This window comes from Scytonema sp. HK-05 (assembly GCF_963872035.1).
In the GTDB taxonomy this organism is placed as follows: domain Bacteria; phylum Cyanobacteriota; class Cyanobacteriia; order Cyanobacteriales; family Nostocaceae; genus Kalymmatonema.
The window spans coordinates 1-18,292 of sequence record NZ_CAWMYC010000116.1; the positions used below are offsets into that span (position 1 = coordinate 1).

General features: G+C 44.0%; 18 protein-coding genes and 1 pseudogene. 5 read left to right on the forward strand and 14 right to left on the reverse strand.

What is annotated here, in order from left to right; translation table 11 throughout:
- Positions 1–52: 52 nt before the first annotated feature.
- The 7 genes and pseudogenes from AACT52_RS23930 to AACT52_RS23960 all read right to left on the reverse strand — a co-directional run.
- Positions 53–289: pseudogene (locus AACT52_RS23930) on the reverse strand (SDR family NAD(P)-dependent oxidoreductase); the annotation flags it as partial.
- A 498-nt stretch (positions 290–787) separates the two neighbouring features.
- The gene (locus AACT52_RS23935) at positions 788–1,387 is read right to left on the reverse strand and encodes a DJ-1/PfpI family protein (RefSeq protein WP_073633561.1); all 600 of its coding nucleotides are present in this window, start codon (positions 1,385–1,387) and stop codon (positions 788–790) included.
- A 234-nt stretch (positions 1,388–1,621) separates the two neighbouring features.
- Entirely contained in the window at positions 1,622–2,071 is a 450-nt protein-coding gene (locus AACT52_RS23940) for a nitrate reductase associated protein (RefSeq protein ID WP_073633562.1), read from the reverse strand.
- A gap of 16 nt (positions 2,072–2,087) precedes the next feature.
- On the reverse strand, positions 2,088–2,543 hold the full coding sequence (locus tag AACT52_RS23945; RefSeq protein ID WP_073633616.1) for a phosphate-starvation-inducible PsiE family protein: 456 nt from the start codon (positions 2,541–2,543) through the stop codon (positions 2,088–2,090).
- An 812-nt stretch (positions 2,544–3,355) separates the two neighbouring features.
- Positions 3,356–5,569: a molybdopterin oxidoreductase family protein gene (locus AACT52_RS23950; protein WP_073633564.1), complete on the reverse strand. Its 2,214-nt coding sequence runs from the start codon at positions 5,567–5,569 to the stop codon at positions 3,356–3,358.
- Between the two features lie 490 nt (positions 5,570–6,059).
- Positions 6,060–7,562 carry a NarK family nitrate/nitrite MFS transporter gene (locus tag AACT52_RS23955; protein WP_073633565.1) on the reverse strand — a complete coding sequence of 501 codons (1,503 nt, stop codon included), beginning with the start codon at positions 7,560–7,562 and terminating at the stop codon, positions 6,060–6,062.
- A 176-nt stretch (positions 7,563–7,738) separates the two neighbouring features.
- Positions 7,739–9,313: a ferredoxin--nitrite reductase gene (locus AACT52_RS23960; RefSeq protein ID WP_073633566.1), complete on the reverse strand. Its 1,575-nt coding sequence runs from the start codon at positions 9,311–9,313 to the stop codon at positions 7,739–7,741.
- A 380-nt stretch (positions 9,314–9,693) separates the two neighbouring features.
- Here AACT52_RS23960 and AACT52_RS23965 point away from each other — a divergent pair, with 380 nt between their 5' ends.
- The 4 genes from AACT52_RS23965 to AACT52_RS23980 all read left to right on the forward strand — a co-directional run bounded on the left by AACT52_RS23965 (position 9,694) and on the right by AACT52_RS23980 (position 13,405).
- Positions 9,694–9,891: a QcrA and Rieske domain-containing protein gene (locus AACT52_RS23965; protein WP_083630507.1), complete on the forward strand. Its 198-nt coding sequence runs from the start codon at positions 9,694–9,696 to the stop codon at positions 9,889–9,891.
- Positions 9,892–9,961: 70 nt separating this feature from the next.
- Positions 9,962–11,182: a HEAT repeat domain-containing protein gene (locus AACT52_RS23970; RefSeq protein WP_073633617.1), complete on the forward strand. Its 1,221-nt coding sequence runs from the start codon at positions 9,962–9,964 to the stop codon at positions 11,180–11,182.
- A gap of 103 nt (positions 11,183–11,285) precedes the next feature.
- Positions 11,286–12,236 carry a LysR family transcriptional regulator gene (locus tag AACT52_RS23975; protein ID WP_073633567.1) on the forward strand — a complete coding sequence of 317 codons (951 nt, stop codon included), beginning with the start codon at positions 11,286–11,288 and terminating at the stop codon, positions 12,234–12,236.
- Between the two features lie 80 nt (positions 12,237–12,316).
- Positions 12,317–13,405, forward strand: coding sequence for an anthranilate phosphoribosyltransferase family protein (locus tag AACT52_RS23980; protein WP_073633568.1), 1,089 nt, complete (start codon positions 12,317–12,319; stop codon positions 13,403–13,405).
- A 115-nt stretch (positions 13,406–13,520) separates the two neighbouring features.
- Here the strand turns inward: AACT52_RS23980 and rpsU are convergent, their stop codons facing one another.
- The 5 genes from rpsU to panD form a co-directional block, all read right to left on the reverse strand.
- Positions 13,521–13,706: a 30S ribosomal protein S21 gene (gene rpsU, locus AACT52_RS23985; RefSeq protein WP_041040619.1), complete on the reverse strand. Its 186-nt coding sequence runs from the start codon at positions 13,704–13,706 to the stop codon at positions 13,521–13,523.
- 345 nt (positions 13,707–14,051) lie between these two features.
- Positions 14,052–14,279 carry a hypothetical protein gene (locus tag AACT52_RS23990; protein ID WP_143172867.1) on the reverse strand — a complete coding sequence of 76 codons (228 nt, stop codon included), beginning with the start codon at positions 14,277–14,279 and terminating at the stop codon, positions 14,052–14,054.
- Between the two features lie 211 nt (positions 14,280–14,490).
- Complete coding sequence (locus AACT52_RS23995; RefSeq protein ID WP_073633569.1) at positions 14,491–14,817, reverse strand: RNA recognition motif domain-containing protein; 327 nt, start codon at positions 14,815–14,817, stop codon at positions 14,491–14,493.
- Positions 14,818–15,214: 397 nt separating this feature from the next.
- On the reverse strand, positions 15,215–16,114 hold the full coding sequence (locus AACT52_RS24000) for an MBL fold metallo-hydrolase (RefSeq protein WP_073633570.1): 900 nt from the start codon (positions 16,112–16,114) through the stop codon (positions 15,215–15,217).
- Between the two features lie 12 nt (positions 16,115–16,126).
- A complete protein-coding gene (panD, locus tag AACT52_RS24005; protein ID WP_073633571.1) occupies positions 16,127–16,510 on the reverse strand; it encodes an aspartate 1-decarboxylase in 384 nt (127 codons plus the stop codon).
- Positions 16,511–16,639: 129 nt separating this feature from the next.
- Here panD and AACT52_RS24010 point away from each other — a divergent pair, with 129 nt between their 5' ends.
- Positions 16,640–16,783, forward strand: a complete 144-nt coding sequence (locus AACT52_RS24010; protein WP_158054758.1) for a hypothetical protein — start codon at positions 16,640–16,642, stop codon at positions 16,781–16,783.
- Positions 16,784–16,798: 15 nt separating this feature from the next.
- On the opposite strand, the gene AACT52_RS24015 is transcribed toward AACT52_RS24010, so the two are convergent.
- Positions 16,799–17,320, reverse strand: a complete 522-nt coding sequence (locus AACT52_RS24015) for an inorganic diphosphatase (RefSeq protein WP_073633572.1) — start codon at positions 17,318–17,320, stop codon at positions 16,799–16,801.
- Positions 17,321–18,009: 689 nt separating this feature from the next.
- Entirely contained in the window at positions 18,010–18,198 is a 189-nt protein-coding gene (locus AACT52_RS24020) for a hypothetical protein (protein ID WP_073633573.1), read from the reverse strand.
- Positions 18,199–18,292: the final 94 nt, after the last annotated feature.

Genomic DNA, 18,292 nt, shown 5'->3' on the forward strand with positions numbered 1-18,292 from the left:
CACCGCCACACCAAATTAAAAATTATGGTGTGGGGACTCCCGCCTGCCTAGCTAGCGTTTTGCCGACTAGTGCTTCCACATCCTCCGCTTTTGTCACGTCAGTTTGCACAAATAGAGCTTCACCACCTGCATCTTTGGCGAGACGAACGGTTTCTTCCCCCTCTTGAGTACGCCGCGCTGCTACAACAACCGAGGCCCCCGCTTGAGCAAAAGCAACTGCGGTCGCTCGACCAATCCCGGAACTACCACCTGTGACGATCGCAACTTTTCCATTCAGTCCAAAATTCATGCTTCAAATACCTTTCATAAAGTTGCTCCAAGACCTGCTTGGAGAAAGTGCTCATGATTGTCTATTGCTCCACAGATAGGTTTGAAGCAATGCCTTCACTGATTGTCTAACAGCATAACTAGTTATTATATGGAAATTTTCTGTTTTCCCATCTGCTTGATTACCTGCCGCTTTGCGCTCAGCGCGTCCTACGCCCGAAGCACTTATTGGCTCGGTCTTGAGGACGAGCGCTTCTGTAAGCTCTAAAAGCTGCTAGAAATGGAGAATTATTAAGCACAGTAGCGATCTACGCTCCGCGCAGCAGCGAAGCTATCGCCACTAAAACTCATTGCAGTACAACTGAGCGATCACCATGTTCAATTCCCTGTTGACCACACCCTTAAAACAGTGAACAGTACCAGCCGCAGTGGATAGTGGACAGTGGACAGTGAACTGTTAATTGTTAATTGTTAATTGTCAACTGACAACTGGTAACTGATAACTGATAACTGGTAACTGTTAAACAGCAGCCAGTTCTAGATGCTCAATTTTAGTGCCAAGTACCTTGAGGAATTCTGCCAACCAACGGGGATGAGCAGGCCAAGCTGGTGCTGTTACTAAATTACCATCAACAACAACCTCATCGGCGCTTACATCCACATAAGTACCACCAGCACGCCACACATCGGGACCACAGGCAGGGTAAGCAGTGCAGTTCTTGCCTTGCAAAACATCAGCCGCAGCCAACAACTGCAAACCGTGGCAAATAGCAGCAATGGGCTTGTTTGCTTGGGCAAAGTGGCGGGTAATTTCTAGCACCTGCTGATTGAGGCGAATATATTCAGGTGCGCGTCCTCCAGGAATGACCAAGGCATCATAGGTTTCGGCTTGTACCTCAGCAAAAGAGGCATTGAGAGCGAAGTTATGACCGGGTTTTTCACTGTAAGTTTGGTCACCTTCAAAATCGTGGACAGCAGTTCTAACTTTTTCTCCAGCTTTTTTGTCCGGACAAACTGCATGAACGGTATGTCCCACCATTTGCAAAGCTTGGAAGGGAACCATAACTTCGTAGTCTTCTACATAGTCTCCAACAAGCATCAAAATTTTTTTAGCTGCCATTCCTTTGATATCCTCTGTCTTTAGTAATTCGTCATTAGTTATTTGTGAATACTAATTTATTCTAGAGTGAAATTGCACTGACTTAAGCCAGTAAAGAAATTTGGTTCCTTAGCTAAAACCTGTTAAATCTGGTTAAAACTCTTTGTCTTTTAAGGGTTTTTCAGATCCCCGACTTCGCCAAAGTTGTCGGGGATCTTGTTTTTTCACAAATCATTTAGGGCTGCTATATCCAACTTAAATCAAATGGAATTCCTTCAAAGCTTTGGGAAAATTTTGATTTTCATGACTAGGACGGCTGAGTTTAATCAGGGCAAAACGTTGTAGGGGAGTTAATTCTGCCCATTGTTGAGGCGAAAGTGTTACACCAAATTCTTTGGCTTTTTCTTGAAGGTTTATTGGTATGTTAGTATCCAACCACGCGGGATGCGGTTCAATTGGCAATTCGGCAGCCGATGTACCAATACGTTGTAGAATCAGGTTCTGAAGATATTCCCTGTAAGCTTGAATTTCGGTTTCCGTAGAGCAAGGTAATTCAACCAAAGCTTCACGATCAGCTTTTGTCAGATGGCTCCAATTAGATAACTTTAACTTGATGCCACAAGTATCAAGTTTACAGCGTACCTGCATCGGTATACAACGCAGGGAATCAACAAAATCTGCTTCAAATTCAAAGAATTCTGTCATATGTTTCTGTTGCAATTTAAGAATTTTTTTGATTACTGTACCGAATTATTAAATAACTGATTGATAAAGCAAGAATGGCAATACCCAGACCGATGATATCAATACCTGTTACTTTTCTTAGGTCAAGAATAATAATTTTACGAGCAATAGCAATTAAGGAAGTAACAATAACTAATTCAACTTGTAAAACGTGTTTTTTGAGATAACCTGTAATATTTTCTAAAATTTCTAAAGCAATTAAGATATTGAGGAATAAACCAAATATTTCAAATAATATTGCGTTAAACTTACCATGAGGTGTATCAAATAATTCTCTAACAAGAAAAAATCCTAGATCAATAATTGCCGCCACAATCACTACTACCATAAAAAGAGATAGCAATTTGGATACTACCACTTCTATGTTTTCAATGAAGTGCATGAAAATGTCATCTTTGAGGCTTTCTTGAACTCGCTTGAGTAGTTTCCTCATCTGCTGCACCCCCCTAAGAATTAAAAAGTCAACAGCAAAAAGAAAAAAGAAAAACCACCAAGATAAATCTATAGGATGGAAAAAGGATGTTTTGTCGATTTGCCCTTTGTGTTTAAAGAGCACTTTTTTCTTTTGCATAGCTCAAGCTAAGAGACCATCAAGACACAATAGTCAAGAATTACAAACACTATTAACGATTGACTAATTCTTTTTATAGCCAAACATACTCTGGTGTATTTCTAGCAGCTTAACATTCTTAGGGTGACAGTTGATAATGCTTCTTTCAATGCATAATATAATATTGATTAATTGATATCTTGCACCTATCCGTGTAAACTACGATTCACTAAAAAGCGCCGAAATAAAGATACATTTTCTTATGGGGTTTTGATCGTAAATCAGACACCTCAGGCTTAATACTTAGTGCTTAAATAACATTCAATTTTTCAGGTGCATTCCGGTGAGCGCCCCACGAGGGGGAAGTCACGCATTCAAAAGTATTAAACCCCCTCGCAACTTTTGAAAGAAGCACCTGCATTCTTGACTTTCTGAAACTCTTGCTGGATAAAGATTTTAAAATGTGCTTCTAAAGAATAAATACAGAACGGCTGCCGCAACTTAAGACTATATACTCTCCTATTCGAGCCGCCCTGTATTTTAACTAGTAATAAGTAGGTTTGTGGAATGAAAATGAACCATCGTAGGATGGAAAGCCCGATTGCGTAACCCATGCTGTTCAAGAAATTGATGCGTTACGGCTGCGCCTAACACATCCTACGTTTCATTATGTCCGCTTACTTAATCTATATGTATCAGTTCACAGATCCACTAGTCAATGACACTTGGTTACGCAACTCAATATCAACAGTAACTGGCACTAGCTGCACCGCGCAAGCTTTTAACTCCGGTTGCAGTGAGTCGGGGCAAGATTCTGGATGAGTCAGGGCGTTGGCTTCGGCATTGTCAGCCCACAGCGCACCCCAATGCATAGGGACAAACACTGTACCAGGTGCGATCGCTCTTGTGACTTTCGCCGGAAATTTAGCTTTTCCCCGACGCGATCGCACTTCCACCAACTGATTTTCTGTAATTCCTAAATGTGCAGCATCACGGGGATGAATCTCAATAAACGGTTCGGGATGTAAAGAGCGAATTTTTTCAATTCGACCAGTGCGTGTTTGGGTGTGCCAATGTCCATAAAGTCGCCCAGTTGTCAAGACAAAAGGATAATTAGGATCTGGTGGTTCTGCCAATCCCCGCGAGTGATATGCCCCAAAGCGCGCGCGTCCATCTGGGGTGTGGAAACGGAGGTTGGTGTAGAGTCGTTTGGAGTTAGGGGCACCCTTATCTCCCTCATCTTCCCCACCCCTCTGTTTCGGGTGGGGCCATTGTGTGGGACCTTGCGCCACCAGTTGCTCGTGGCTGATCCCGGTCATATTGCAAGGGCGATCGCCAGTCAGTTTGACAAACTCAGCGTAAACTTCAGATGAGTTAGCAAAAGCAAACTCTTGCACAAAACCTAGCCTACGACCAACTTCTGCAAAAATTTCCCAATCTGCTTTCGCTTCTCCTGGAGGTTGGCGGAATGCTGGACACAGCGTGACCATTCGTTCGGAATTGGTCATCACGCCAGTTTTCTCACTCCATTGGGCAGCTGGTAGCAGAACGTGAGCGTAAGCAGCGGTTTCTGTGGGGTAGTAGGCGTCTTGGTAAATGGTAAAGGGCGATCGCAACAAAGCCTTCTTAGTCCGCTCCAAATCCGGCATACTTACAGCAGGATTCGTTGCAGCAACCCACAATAACCCTACAGTCCCATTTTCTAGCCCAGTAATCATATCCCAAGCCGTCAGACCAGGATTGGGTGAAATTTGCCCTGGCTTCAGCCCCCAAAAAGCCTCAACTTCTGCGCGGTGCTGAGGGTTTTTCACGACCCGATAACCAGGTAACAAGTGCGCCAAACCTCCGGCTTCCCGTCCTCCCATTGCGTTTGGCTGACCTGTAAGCGAGAAAGGTCCTGCTCCTGGTTTGCCAATTTGTCCGGTCATTAAGTGCAGGTTAATGATAGTTCTGACTTTAGCTGTACCTTCTGAAGACTGATTTACGCCCATTGACCATAGAGACAGCACCCGCCCAGATTGACCCCAGTATTTGGCTGCTGTTTCTAAATCTTCAACGCTGATTCCACATTGATGAGCTACCACTTCTGGAGAATAGTGGCGAATCACCTCAGCGTAGGCGGGAAAGTTGGTGGTGCAGTCGTCAATGAATCCAGCCTCAATGTACCCCCAGCGCATCAACAAGTGAGCGATACCGTTCAACAAGTCGATATCTGTACCAGGACGAATCGCTAAATGGAGATCAGCGGCTTCTGCGGTGGGTGTGCGCCGGGGATCAACCACAATCATTTTGACTTTGCGGTTCTTTTTGTGGTATTTCTCCAGCCTATTGAAAACAATCGGGTGACATTCCGCCGTGTTGGTACCAATTAAAAACGCACAGTCAGTTAACTCCAAGTCTTCATAACAGCATGGAGGACCATCCGAGCCAAAACTTTGAATGTACCCAGCTACAGCACTGGACATACATAAGCGCGAGTTAGCATCAAAATTATTGGTTCCCAGACACCCTTTGAGGAGTTTCTGAGCTGTGTAGTAGTCCTCAGTTTGAAACTGACCGGAACCATACATACATATAGCTTCTGGTCCGTGAGTGAAGCGCACAGTTTGAATGCGGTTGGTGATTATATCAAAAGCTTCATCCCAACTGACGCGCCGAAACTCCTGATCCAAAGAGTCTCGTACCATTGGGTAATGCAGTCTGTTTTTGTCTAACGATTCTGCGATCGTCGCGCCTTTAACGCAAACCATACCCTGACTTGAAGGGTGGGCTTTATCGCCTCGCACGCGCCAAATCGGATTTCCTTGGCTATCTCGATGAGTCGCTTTGCCATGTTGTGCTGGCGGAGAAACTTCGAGCCCACAGCCAACACCACAGTATGGACAGAGGGTTTTGGTAAATTCCGTCATGGTAATAGCACCATGTATGTTTATAAATTGTTTAAATGTTTAGTTTGTAGAAGAGCAATTTCATCAAATTGCTATGTTTTCAAACATTTTCTATTCAGTTGACAGCAATAACACAATTGTCGAATCTTGATTGAGAAAACCTTAAATTTTAGTGAGCAAGCTTTACTTAATCTGGTTTACTTATTCTCAGTAACCGTTGGCAGAAGTATTTCTACTTAATTAAATATGATTTGACAAAATTAAAATGTTATTACAGATACATTTTCTCTTTTTTTGACTTATTAAATAGCTTTTTTAAGAAAATTCATGAATAGCAGAATTTTCTTAAAAAAGCTATTGTTGAGAAAATTAAACCACAGATGGACACAGATGGACACAGATGGACACAGATAATTTATCTGCTATAGGCTGCGGTTTCAAAGTCTCTTCAACCAGGCTTATGTAAAGATTTTGTTCAAAAAATGCAGGTTAAGGCATCAATCGTTCCGTCTTATTCCTTAGCTAAGATGCCAGTATTTTGAGGTGCTACTTCTGGTGATTCACCTTCATAAGCACCAGCAAAGGAACCCTTTGGTTCTTTGAGGAAGAAGGCACACATAAAAGCGCAGATTAGAGCAGCTACACCCATTGTGGTAAATAGTATTGGTGCATCGGTTAAGCTGAAAATTGTTAGATAAACGACGCCTCCAAAATTACCGTAAGCTCCTACATTGCCGGCAATTTGTCCAGTAGCTTCCTTTTTAATCAGAGGTACAATACCGTAGGTTGCACCGCAACCAGCCTGAGCAAAGTAAGCGGCAACCATAGTGACTGCAATTGCCACTGGAAGTGACCAACTGCCGTTAATATAATGCGCCATCAAATAGCTAACACCAATGCCAGCACTGATAATTGTCATTGTCCATTTACGAGAGCCAAACTTATCAGAAATTAAACCACCGCTGGGACGAGAAATTAAATTCAAGAAGGGATAAGTGGCGGCAATCATACCAGCTACCACGTGTTCTAAACCAAAAGTTTTTTCAAAAAAAGCAGGCAGCATGGAAACGGCTGCAAGTTCAGAACCAAAGCTAATTATGTAAGTGAATTCGAGTAAAGCAACTTGACCAAACTGATAGCGTTCGGAGGAAGCGTAAGTTTTCTTGCCAATAAGAAGTTCTTTGTTAACCTGCCAAGCTTTGTAGGTTTGGTAAGCAAATAATCCTGCCAACAGTACCCAAACCAGATACATTTGGCTCTGATTTAAAAAGTGAATGTTCTTTTGTTCCAAACGCCAAGCTAATAAACCCAAGGCGAAAATCAAACCAAAATTCGAGATAATCATTGCCCAGAAACTTTTGACACTGGTTACTTCCAAGGCACCATTTTTCTTAGGTCTTTTGTAAGCTTTGCCAGGAGGAGTATCTTGGACGCTATTGAAATAAATCACGCCGTAGATAGCAGAAATGATCCCCGTGAGGGCGATCGCAAACCGCCAGTTGGAAGCGCCACCAGTCAAAAAGCTCGCAGCAACCGCAATTGTCGGGAGGGTAAACTCTGCCCCAAAAGCACCAAAGTTACCCCAACCACCATAAATACCTTGGGCAATTCCAATTTCCTTTGGTGGGAACCATTCCGACACCATCCGAATACCGACTACAAATCCAGCGCCAACAATTCCCATCAGCAGGCGACTGATCACAAGATGGTTAAAATTCTGTGACAGCGCCGTTGCCAAACAGGGAACAGCAGCAAACATCAACAGCATTGAGTAGGTAATTCTCGGACCAAAACGATCCAGAAGCATACCGATGATGATTCGCGCGGGAATTGTCAGGGCAAGGTTGCAGATACCCAAAGTTTTAACTTGCTCTGGCGCTAGATGAAGCTGCTTGCCAATGGTTGTAGCGAAGGGCGCAAAGTTAAACCAACAAACAAATGTGAGAAAGAAGGCGAACCAAGAGAGATGCAGGATGCGATAGCGACCGTTAAATGACAATAACCCTTTAAGCATTGAGCTTTCCCAAGTACAGAACAGAAAAATTGCATAGAGAAATCTAGGGGCAATGGTTGCAATTGCCCTAAACGAATGGTGCCAAGCTGTTAATTTCCAGACAGGAACCAGCTAGGATGCTTGTAAGCATTCAGCTTCACCATTCTGAATTTTGAATGAGCGAATTTTGAATTCTTTTAGACTGTGGCTGGTTGTGGCAAGCGTGCACCAAAGTGTTCAATCAGGAGTTCGCGTAATACTAGCTGCAAGTCCTCGCAGGGAACGCCTTTGGTAACACAAGTTCCCAGTTGTGCCTCCTTGCCAACTTTACCGCCCATGTAAATATCAACCCCATCCACGGCTTTACCATTTTTGCGAGCTTTGGTGCCCATCAAGCCGATATCTGCTACTTGCGGTTGTCCGCAGGAGTTCGGGCAACCTGTCCAATGAATTCGCACAGGACGAGTCAGTTCTAACTCCGCTTCCAATGCTTTAATCATTGCCAAGGCGCGGTTTTTGGTTTCAATCAGGGCAAAGTTGCAAAATTGTGCGCCTGTACAAGAAACGAGCGATCGCGTCAGCGGTTTGGGGTTTATTGTAAACTTATTCAGTAAGTCTTCTGTTAAAAATACTTCCAAACGCGAATCAGGAATGTTGGGGATCACAAAGTTTTGCTCAACCGTCATCCGGATTTCACCGCTGCCGTAAACTTCGGCCAAACGGGCTATTTCAAACATATCCTCGGCATACAACCGCCCTACAGGAACGTGCAGTCCTACGTAGTTCAAGCCTGGTTGCTTTTGTTTGTATACCCCAATGTGGTCGCGTTTTTCCCAGTCGATTTCGTCATGCGCTGCTGCGCTGATCAATGACTTACCAAACTGCTTTTCGACTTCTGCACGGAACTTTTCAAGACCCCATTCGTCAATTAACCACATTAAGCGTGATTTTTGCCGATTGGCGCGTAAGCCGCGATCGCGAAAAACTTCCAAAACAGCTCTACACAAAGCGACGACATCCTCTGGAGGAACCCAAGCATTCAGGGGAATAGCCGCGTCACAACGCTTGGCAGAGAAAAAGCCCCCGACGAGGACATTGAAGCCGAACTTTTGTTCAGATTCTTCCCCTTGTCCTTCTTTGAAGGCGGGAACGAAAGCCAAATCGTTGATTTCTGCGTGAACGGAATTATCGCGTCCACCTGTAATCGCAATGTTAAACTTCCGTGGCAAATTGCTAAACTCAGGGTTGCCTTCACCTTGGTTGGTGATCATGTCTTGAATTTGTTGCACCAACTCTCGCGTGTCGAACAATTCATCCGCATCTAACCCAGCAAGTGGATCACCTGTAATATTGCGGACGTTATCCATCCCTGACTGCACGCTGGTTAAGCCAACTGCACGAAATTTATCAAAGATATTTGGTAAATCTTCAATTCGGATACCCCGTAGTTGGATATTCTGTCTGGTTGTAATGTCAGCGCAGGCGTCATCACCGTAACGCTGAATTACTTCAGCGAGTACACGCATTTGCTCGCAACTGAGAATACCATTAGGCATCCGCAGCCGCATCATAAACTTGCCGGGAGTGACTGGGCGAAAAAACACGCCCATCCACTTCAGACGATGATCCCGGTCAGTTTCATCCATCGCCTCCCAGCCAAGAGAGGCAAATTTTTCTATTTCTGCCTTAACGGCAAGTCCATCTTTTTCTGCCTTGAATTTCTCAAACTTGTTTAAGCTGGGTGTGGTGGTGGTAGTTGCTGCTTCTGTCATGAGTTAAACTCAACTGCAAATTGCTAGTTCCAGAAAACTTCTGGTGGTCGTTGCTCAACATCAACTTGTCACCTCATAACATCCCGCTTTTATAGGTTTATGAGGTTTATAGTAGAAGAAAGTGTATTTTATGGTGTTTACATACTTGCTAGAAACAATCTGTCTCTGCACGCTTTGCATGCAGATTGTGTAATTGCTCCGATACACATACCTTACTGTTACAAAGCTATTCAAATCGTATACTTCGTTACGAAAAATTATATAAATTGCAAAAAATGCATCAAATTGATACATTTTTTGCATAATAATAAGCGCACAACGGACGGAAAGCCCTTTATTAACTGGGCTTGCACTTCATTTCAACCGGAAGAACATTTGAAATGGCAGTTCCCAACCCTACTTGTACTCATGCGGGTTGCACGGTGGAATGGAAAGATGATGCAAAAAAATTTTCCTCTCCCTGTCATGGCTCGGAATTTGGAAATGATGGTAAGGTGCAAAAAGATCCAGCTACAACACCGTTAGCAACTTACACAGTCAAGACAGAGGAAAATTCGGTATTAGTCATGAGTCTCTAGTCATTTATTCTGGAAGAACATAGGACAAAAGCTGATAGCTTCGTAAATCTAGCGGGGGATTTTGTCAATTGTGGATAACATCAACCAGCTTTTGGTGCAGGCGCAAGCAGCATACAATGTGTGTGACTGGTCATCGCTGATTCAATGCTTGCAACAGTTGATTCAGAGAGAGCATTTAGAACATCCAGAGATATTGAACAATCGTGAACATCTGCTGGAATTAGCACTCTCAGTTTTAGAAACAGGCGATTTTCAGGAACGCTGGGAGATTGCTAAGGTGATAGTTCGCCTTAACAGTATTGCCATCCCCCGATTGATAGATATTTTGAAAGATGAAGACGCAGATGAAGAGTTGCGCACTCATGCAGCACGAATCTTGGGGGATTTGAAAAACCTAGATGCCATCCCACCTTTGGTGGAATTACTGAAAACCAATGAAAGTGACGAACTCAAGGAAATAGCAGCGGCTGCCCTAGGGCAAATGGGTAGTGTTGCGATCGCCCCCTTAACGGAACTTTTAGCAGAGGAACAGACACGGTTGTTAGCAACTCAAATGCTTTCCTTGATCCGACAAAAAGAAACTATCACACCTTTGTTGAGCGTCGTGCAAGATCCACAAGTAGCTGTACGCGTTGTGGCGATTGAAGCACTCAGCAGCTTCCACGATCATCGCGTGCAAACAGTGCTTCTCAATGCTTTGAAAGATGTCGCCGCCCCAGTGAGGCGGGAAGCAGTGCTTGGTTTAGGTTTTCGCCCTGAGTTACGCGAAACATTCGATTTGGTGGCAAAACTGCAACCGAGGCTTTATGACATTGACCAAGAGGTTTGTTGTGCCGCCGTGGTTGCCCTTTCTAGAATGGGTTGTGACGCTGCGGCACAAGCATTATTTCAGGTTTTAATATCGCCAAATACACCGAGAAAGCTGCAACTAGAAACTATCCGCGCTTTAAGTTGGGTGGGGACACTATCCGGCTTAGAGTATCTACAAACAGCACTTGCTCAACTACAAACAGCCGTTGTATGGCAGGAAATTGTTACCGTTTTGGGGCGAGTGAGTGGTTCTTTAACCGACAAAGCCGCAGAAATTTTGCTGGGAATGTTGCAAGACAACCATCCAGGAGTTGAAATTGCTAGCATAAAAAGTGCGATCGCCTTATCTTTAGGGCAGTTAGGGAAAATGCAGGCAATGAGTGCATTAACCGAGATGTTAACAGATAACGATGTTCAAGTCAGACTACACGCCAGCGCTGCAATCAAGAAACTAGATTCTGAAACCCAATCAAGTGAGTAAAAAAATTTCTTGGCAAACATTGAGCGGTAACAAACAGTACTAATTTACGCCGGGAACTAAGTTAACTTAATGAAAGCATAAGTGTAATTCAGGCTACATCAACATGCGATTAGAGCAGTTGCAAGCCTTTCTGGCGATCGCAGAAACCGGCAGCTTTCAGGGGGCAGCAAGAAAATGTGGTGTGACTCAATCGACTATCAGTCGCCAAATCCAGGCAATGGAAGAAGATTTGGGGTTGGAATTGTTCCACAGAACAAGTCAAGCAAAGTTGACATTGGCAGGTGAACGGTTGCTACCTCGCGCCCGTAAAATTTGCCAAGAGTGGCACAGTGCTACGCAGGAAATAGCTGATCTATTGGCAGGAAAACAGCCAGAACTTTGTGTAGCAGCAATTCACTCGTTATGTGCTTATTATCTGCCACCAGTTTTGCAAAAATTTTGTCATAATTATCCAGATATACAATTGCGCGTGACCTCATTAGGTAGCGATCGCGCATTAAAAGTCCTCAAAGATGGACTAGTAGATCTGGCAATAGTCATGAATAATCGGTTCTTAACCGCTGGTAAAGAAATGGTGGTAGAAGTACTGTATGATGAACCGATAGAAGTTTTAGTCGCGAACAATCACCCGCTAGCGCAATATGAACGCATCCCTTGGTCGGAGCTGATTCGTTATCCGCAAGTGGTGTTTAAGGATGGTTATGGGATGCAACGCCTGGTACAAGATAAATTTGATCGCTTAGAAGCCACACTACAAGCAGCTTTAGAAGTCAATACCCTGGATGCTTTCCGGGGAGTCGTGCGCCAAGGAGAACTCATAGCCATGCTGCCGTATTCCGCATTAGTCGAAGCACGTATTGACCCTAGCCTTGCCGTTCGTCCCTTAGCGTGCAACAGTCATAGTTCTTTAGCCGACAGTTCTAGTTTGACTCGACAGGTGGTTATGGTCACGACTCAAGACCGACTTCAAATTCCTCCAATTAAGCACTTTTGGCACTTGGTTAAGGACAATGTACCACCACTATTTGGCTCTGTTGCACCGTCGGCTTGTTAGCAGTTGTTAGTTATTAGTCATTTGTCATTTTTCATTTGTTACAAATAATAAACTTTTGACAAAAGACAAAAAATAAAAATATGAGCAAAGTATTTAGGGATTTACTGAAAAAGGTAGGTGGTGGGGAGCATACTGCACAGAACTTAACTCGTGCTGAAGCCGCCACAGCGACCAAGATGATGTTGCTAGGAGAAGCGACACCAGCCCAAATCGGGGCTTTTTTAATTGCTCACCGCATCAAACGTCCTACAGCAGATGAGTTAGCAGGAATGCTGGATGCATATGATGAACTAGGACCCTCACTGCAACGAGTCTCCTCCGAAAAACCAGTAATAGTTTTAGGCATACCTTATGATGGCAGAACTCGCACTGCACCCATTAGCCCGATAACGGCTTTGGTTCTAGCAGCAAGTGGACAACCAGTGGTTATGCATGGTGGAGATTGTTTGCCCACAAAATACGGAGTACCACTGGTAGATATTTGGCAAGGGTTAGGAGTTGATTGGACTGGGCTGTCGCTGGATAAAACCCAGCAGGTGCTTGAAAAGACTGGAATTTGCCTTGTTTATACTCCTAAGCATTTTCCCCTAACAAATAGTCTATGGGAGTATCGTGACCAACTAGGCAAGCGTCCGCCTTTGGCAACAATGGAACTCATTTGGTGTCCTTATGCGGGGGATGCTCACATCATCACTGGGTTTGTTCATCCTCCCACGGAAACCTTGTTCCAAACCACCTTAGGATTGCGAGGAGTGACGAAGTTTACAACGGTGAAGGGGCTGGAGGGTAGCTGCGACTTACCACGCGATCGCACTGCTATCATCGGCTTAGCAACAACTCCTAAGCCAGATGACACAGGGATTATACCGATAGAACGCTTACACCTAAGCCCTCGTGATTATGGCTTTACGACGAAGAATGTACCCCTCGCTACCACTGAAGAATTAATTGCGGATATGCAAGGGGTATTGGATGGCAAACCCTCCGAACTTATGCAAACAGCCTTGTGGAATGGAGGGTTTTACCTCTGGCGTTGTGGAATTTGTTCAGATATGCGTGAGGGTATAGCCAAGGTAGAGGAATTGTTAACTCGTGGTGTGATTGCTCAGAAACTACAAGAACTTTCTGGGGCAGTCAATTCAGTTTCCACAGTGTTTCAGCCCGTCTAAGAGGTTCATCTTCCTGATGGCATTGCGCTCACATGACTTTTGCTTGGTTAATGTCAACATGACAAACCTCACCGAAGCCATCAGAACAAAACACACAAGCTTTCAGTTGTTTTGATTAGCGGAAACGGCTCTTACGCTGCTTTGATCTGGCGACTGCTTTACGCTTAAGTTTTTGCAGAGGTGTTTCAAAGTGACGATGTTTCTTTAAATCTGGAAAAATTCCCGCCTTGGAAACTTGTCGCTTAAATCGACGTAAGGCTGACTCAATTCCTTCATTTTCGCCCACAACTATTTGGGTCATTCTCTCTCCTACTAAATTGAGTTAATTGGTATTTGGGTACAAATAATATAGTAACTCGTGAGCAAAAAGGGCAGACTCTTTCTCTGCTCTTGCGACCCGAAAGTTAAATCCTTTAGTCTAGGTTGACACTGCCGGTGAAGACAGCAGGGGGAATTCTTAAGATATCGCTATCTTAATATCCTGATTGCTCAGGTTAAGCGGCTCACCACATTTACCGTTTCATCGCGCGTACTGAAAAACTGCGGGGCCTCATTACGAGTTAACTGGTAAGAAGTCCACGACCTTGACGGAAAAATCGCCCCGAAAGTACTGGTATACAAAAATCACAATCTTTCATACGGCATCTTACGTCCGAGTGCAGATTTTTCGCTCGTTTTTACCCAACCCTTCAGGTATGCCTACGGTACGCCAAAGGAGAACGCAGTCGCCTGGGTCGGGAAACCCTACCAAGAGCGCTGTCTCACCAGAAGGGTGTAGTGATATCTCCGTGGCGGTTGTTCCCTTGCGTCTACTTTCGGTGCAGTCCACGGGTAGGATTTTTAAATCTGAGTCTGATGGAAAATAAGATTGCATATTTGACCCAACCCTAAAGGCACTTTCCTGGCGCTTTCATCCTTGGGCACCCATGCACAAGGTTGAAGAGCGGGAGCATCCTTATAAAACAATTGGAGAAGGAGCCAGGCAGGGTATAGCCAGTCTCCTTCTCCACGAATAATAGCGAGGGGCTAGTCTGATAACCCAAAAAACCTGGCTCCTTCTCAAAGTACATAACTTATCTCAAAGCTTAGTAGCGTCCACCACGAGAGTATCCTCCTCCTCCTCCTCCTCTATTATTTCCGCCCCGTCTATTACCACCCGAACCTCCTTCGGTCTTGGGCTTAGCTTTATTAACTTTGAGGTTCCGACCCATCCATTCAGCGCCATCTAGGGCATCAATCGCCGCTGCTTCTTCAGCCTCTGTTCCCATTTCTACAAAGGCAAAACCTCTCTTTTGACCAGTTTCCCGGTCTGTTGCTACTTGAACTCTCTTAACAGTTCCATATTCTAAAAAGACCTCTTTGAGGTCTTGTTCTTCTACATCATAAGATAGATTGCCGACAAAAATTGACATAGAACCTCTCCAGAATCAGGGGTGTAGAGATTTAGATTCGGAGAGACGACTATAATACTAGTCACACAGCCGAAAATAATTCTCACTTTTTTAAAGATAACATAGAAAACGTGATTTCACTTGCGCAACTAGGGTCAAATATAGTAAAGTTATTATAAACTGTGTACTATTATCAAATACAATTTGAAGCTACAAATTCTATGAAATAAGCGTTTTTGAAGCAACTTCTTTGCAGATGCTGAAATCCTTGCTATAGTAGCCCTACATTGTGCTGTGGTAGTTAAAAAACTGCAACCACCAACTCAATTAGTGAAGGCGGTTTCAGAATTAGTTAATATCTATAAGCTATTATTTATTATTCATTATAAATCATTAACTATTAACAACTAACAATGAATTAAAGAACAGGGAAAACTAAACCTTCTTGGGCTAGTAATCCTTTAGGAAAGATAGATTGGATTTCTAACTGAACTTGATCGAGAAAATCATCATTGTCATCTGGATGATGATGAGAGATGATTAACCATTTCACTTCAGCAGTTTTAGCCAAATCCACAGCAGTATCCCAGTGAAAGTCAGGTTCATGATGATTACGTGCTGCTGGAGGAGCGTAAGTTGCATTAGCAATCAGCAAATCAACACCTTTTGTGAGCTGTGCTATGCGTCCTCGATCCACTTCATTTGGACTTTTAGGCAAATCTGTGACATAGGCAACACTGTACTCTTTCCAAGTGACTCGATAGCCAACTGATTTTTGATGGTGATTAATGATTGCCGTTGTAATGGTAACATCATCTATCTTCACCGCCTTACCTGATGTCAAATTATGGAAGTGCAAGTCAGATTGCATGATCTGCAAAGGGTAAGGGAAGTGCGGCTGGAGCATTTGATCACACAGGCATTGTTTGATCGAGGCTCCATTTAAGGCGGCTGTCCCGTAAATGTGGAGGCAATTTTCGCTCACAAATGCCGGGCCAAAAAAGGGAAATCCTTGGATACGATTTGATTGGGAGTTGGTAAAAAATAAATGGGCTTCTAACGGCGGTTGCAGGTGCAGGCAACTTTTGCCAAGTACGCGTAAACCAGTACCCCCATCAAAAATCAAATGTTTACCGGCTACCTGCATTTCTACACAAGCAGTATTGCCACCATATCGGCTGGTGGGGCTGCCAGGTGTGGCAATTAAACCCCGCACACCCCAAAATTGCACTACAAATTCCCACCCCGGGCATAGATGCTGTAGGGGTTGCTTTGAAATTACGTGGTTATGGGAAGGCGACAGCTCAAAATTTGACATCTTTGCTCGAAACTAAGTCTGACTAAGCAGGTCATCGTAGCGTCGCACTTCCAACAGTCGATTTCTGTCGTTTACAATGACTACTGTGGGAGAGTATGTTTTTAACTCTTCCAAAGTGAACTGCCCGTAAGACATTATAATCAAGCGATCGCCAATAATGCCTAAACGTGCTGCTGCTCCATTCAGTTCAATTGCTCCTGAATCAGCTGCCGCCGGGATCGCATAAGTGATGAAGCGCTCACCATTAGTAACATTCACTACTTGCACTTGCTCGTAAGGTAAGATACCCGCTTTATCCAATAAAACTTGGTCTACGCTGATGCTTCCTACATAGTTGATGTTTGCCCCTGTGAGCGTGCAGTTGTGAATTTTTGCCAAAAGAAGCGTGCGCTGCATTGAGTTTCAGTTATCAGTTATCAGTTATTAGATACCAGTCTAGACAATAATTAACTCATTACCCTTCGGGTATGTCCTATGCCCAGTGGGTACGGCCACGGCTATCGCCGTAAGTCCTAAAGGAGGCTTGTGCCAACACGTAGTGTGCGCTTGCGCTTACGGCAGGCAACAGCAGCGCAATTCGCAGTTCCTCATGTGCGGAGGCACACCAGCACCTACGGCGGGAAAGCCACCGTAGGTGCTGGTTCAGTGTTCACTGTTTACTGGCTTTAGGAACGTGGAAAGGTTTCAGGTCGTTTTTTCGCGACCAGCTTTAACGCACTTTTCTACTAAAGGTAAGACTTGATCAACATCTTGCCACCCACGAATCTCCGTCACCTTTTTCTCTAAATTTTTATATGTGCGGAAAAATTCGGCTATTTCTTCTAGTCGGTGTGGTGCAAGGTCTTTCAAAGATTTGACCGCAGCGTAACGCGGGTCTTTGTCAGGAACGCAAAGGATTTTCTCATCGCGATCGCCACCGTCTATCATCTCTAGCATACCGATTGGTCTTGCTGCTATGACACATCCTGGGAAGGTTGGCTCATCGATAATTACCATACCATCCAATGGATCGCCATCATCCGCCAAGGTGTTGGGTACAAAGCCGTAGTCATATGGGTATTGTACTGACGAGTAAAGTACTCGGTCTAGGGCAAAAGCTTGCAGTTCTTTGTCGAATTCGTATTTGTTTTTACTCCCGCCTGGAATTTCAATCAGAACGTTAATCAGACCTGGTTTAGGTTGGGCAGGAATACGGGATAAGTCCACAACAAAACTCCTCAGATAACAGTGAATTATGGTAGCTCCATGCTTAGCTCCCCGTGTAGAATTTTAGGCTAAGATGGGCTGCTGCTATGTAAAACTTATACAAACGCCCTACATTATTGCATTTTTTGAACGTTAAGTTGACACTTATCGGAATTAGCCCCCCCCTTTTTAACAGTGAACAGTAAACAGTTATCAGTTAAATCCTTGGGTTTAAGTCCCCCACCAAGAGCACCAGAGAGCGTTGGTGGCGGTGAGCGCATCCCCCACCATACGCCGTCAGGACTCAGGACTGATAACTGATAACTGATTTAAGCAGCCTTGGGGGGAGCAAGTCTTCTCCCAACCGTATCGCGAGAGGAGGATTTCCCCTGACGAAAGCAAAGTGTCCATTGTTTCGTCGCCAAGGACGCAAAAAAATGAGAAAACAAGAGAAAAAGATAATGACACAACTCCTGCTCGGATTTTTGTCTCTTATTTCCCTTGTTTTCCTTTTTATGTGTTTATTTTTCCCGAATTAATTAACACGAATGCAACTCTACTTGATGTAAAGTCCTACTTTTAACGCAAAACAAAATCTCACATTGGATTATTCCTGATTATCTCTCTACAAGCTCTTTGGCTGAAAATTCTGTTTTCTGTTTTTGCTTTCAATACTTTCCTTGCTGAGAGTTCATCTTTTCAACTTTTATTTAATCTGCATTTGTTTTTACATTATATGTAATGGGTAGCTGGTCATTCTGAACACTGCTTGAAGAGTAGTGCCCAATCACAAACAAGGGTAGCGTCAGAGTTAAAAGACCGATTGCAGTTCCCACAATCTCTGCCAATCTATGGGAATATGTATCAGCAGAGTTGGCAGATTGGGTATTTGAATGCATAGAAAATCGAATTTCGTTCCCTGAATTTTAGTTTGGCTCTCTTTAAAAGAGTCTTGCTACTATTTTAGCTATTTTTTTAGCTGATACTGTTTAT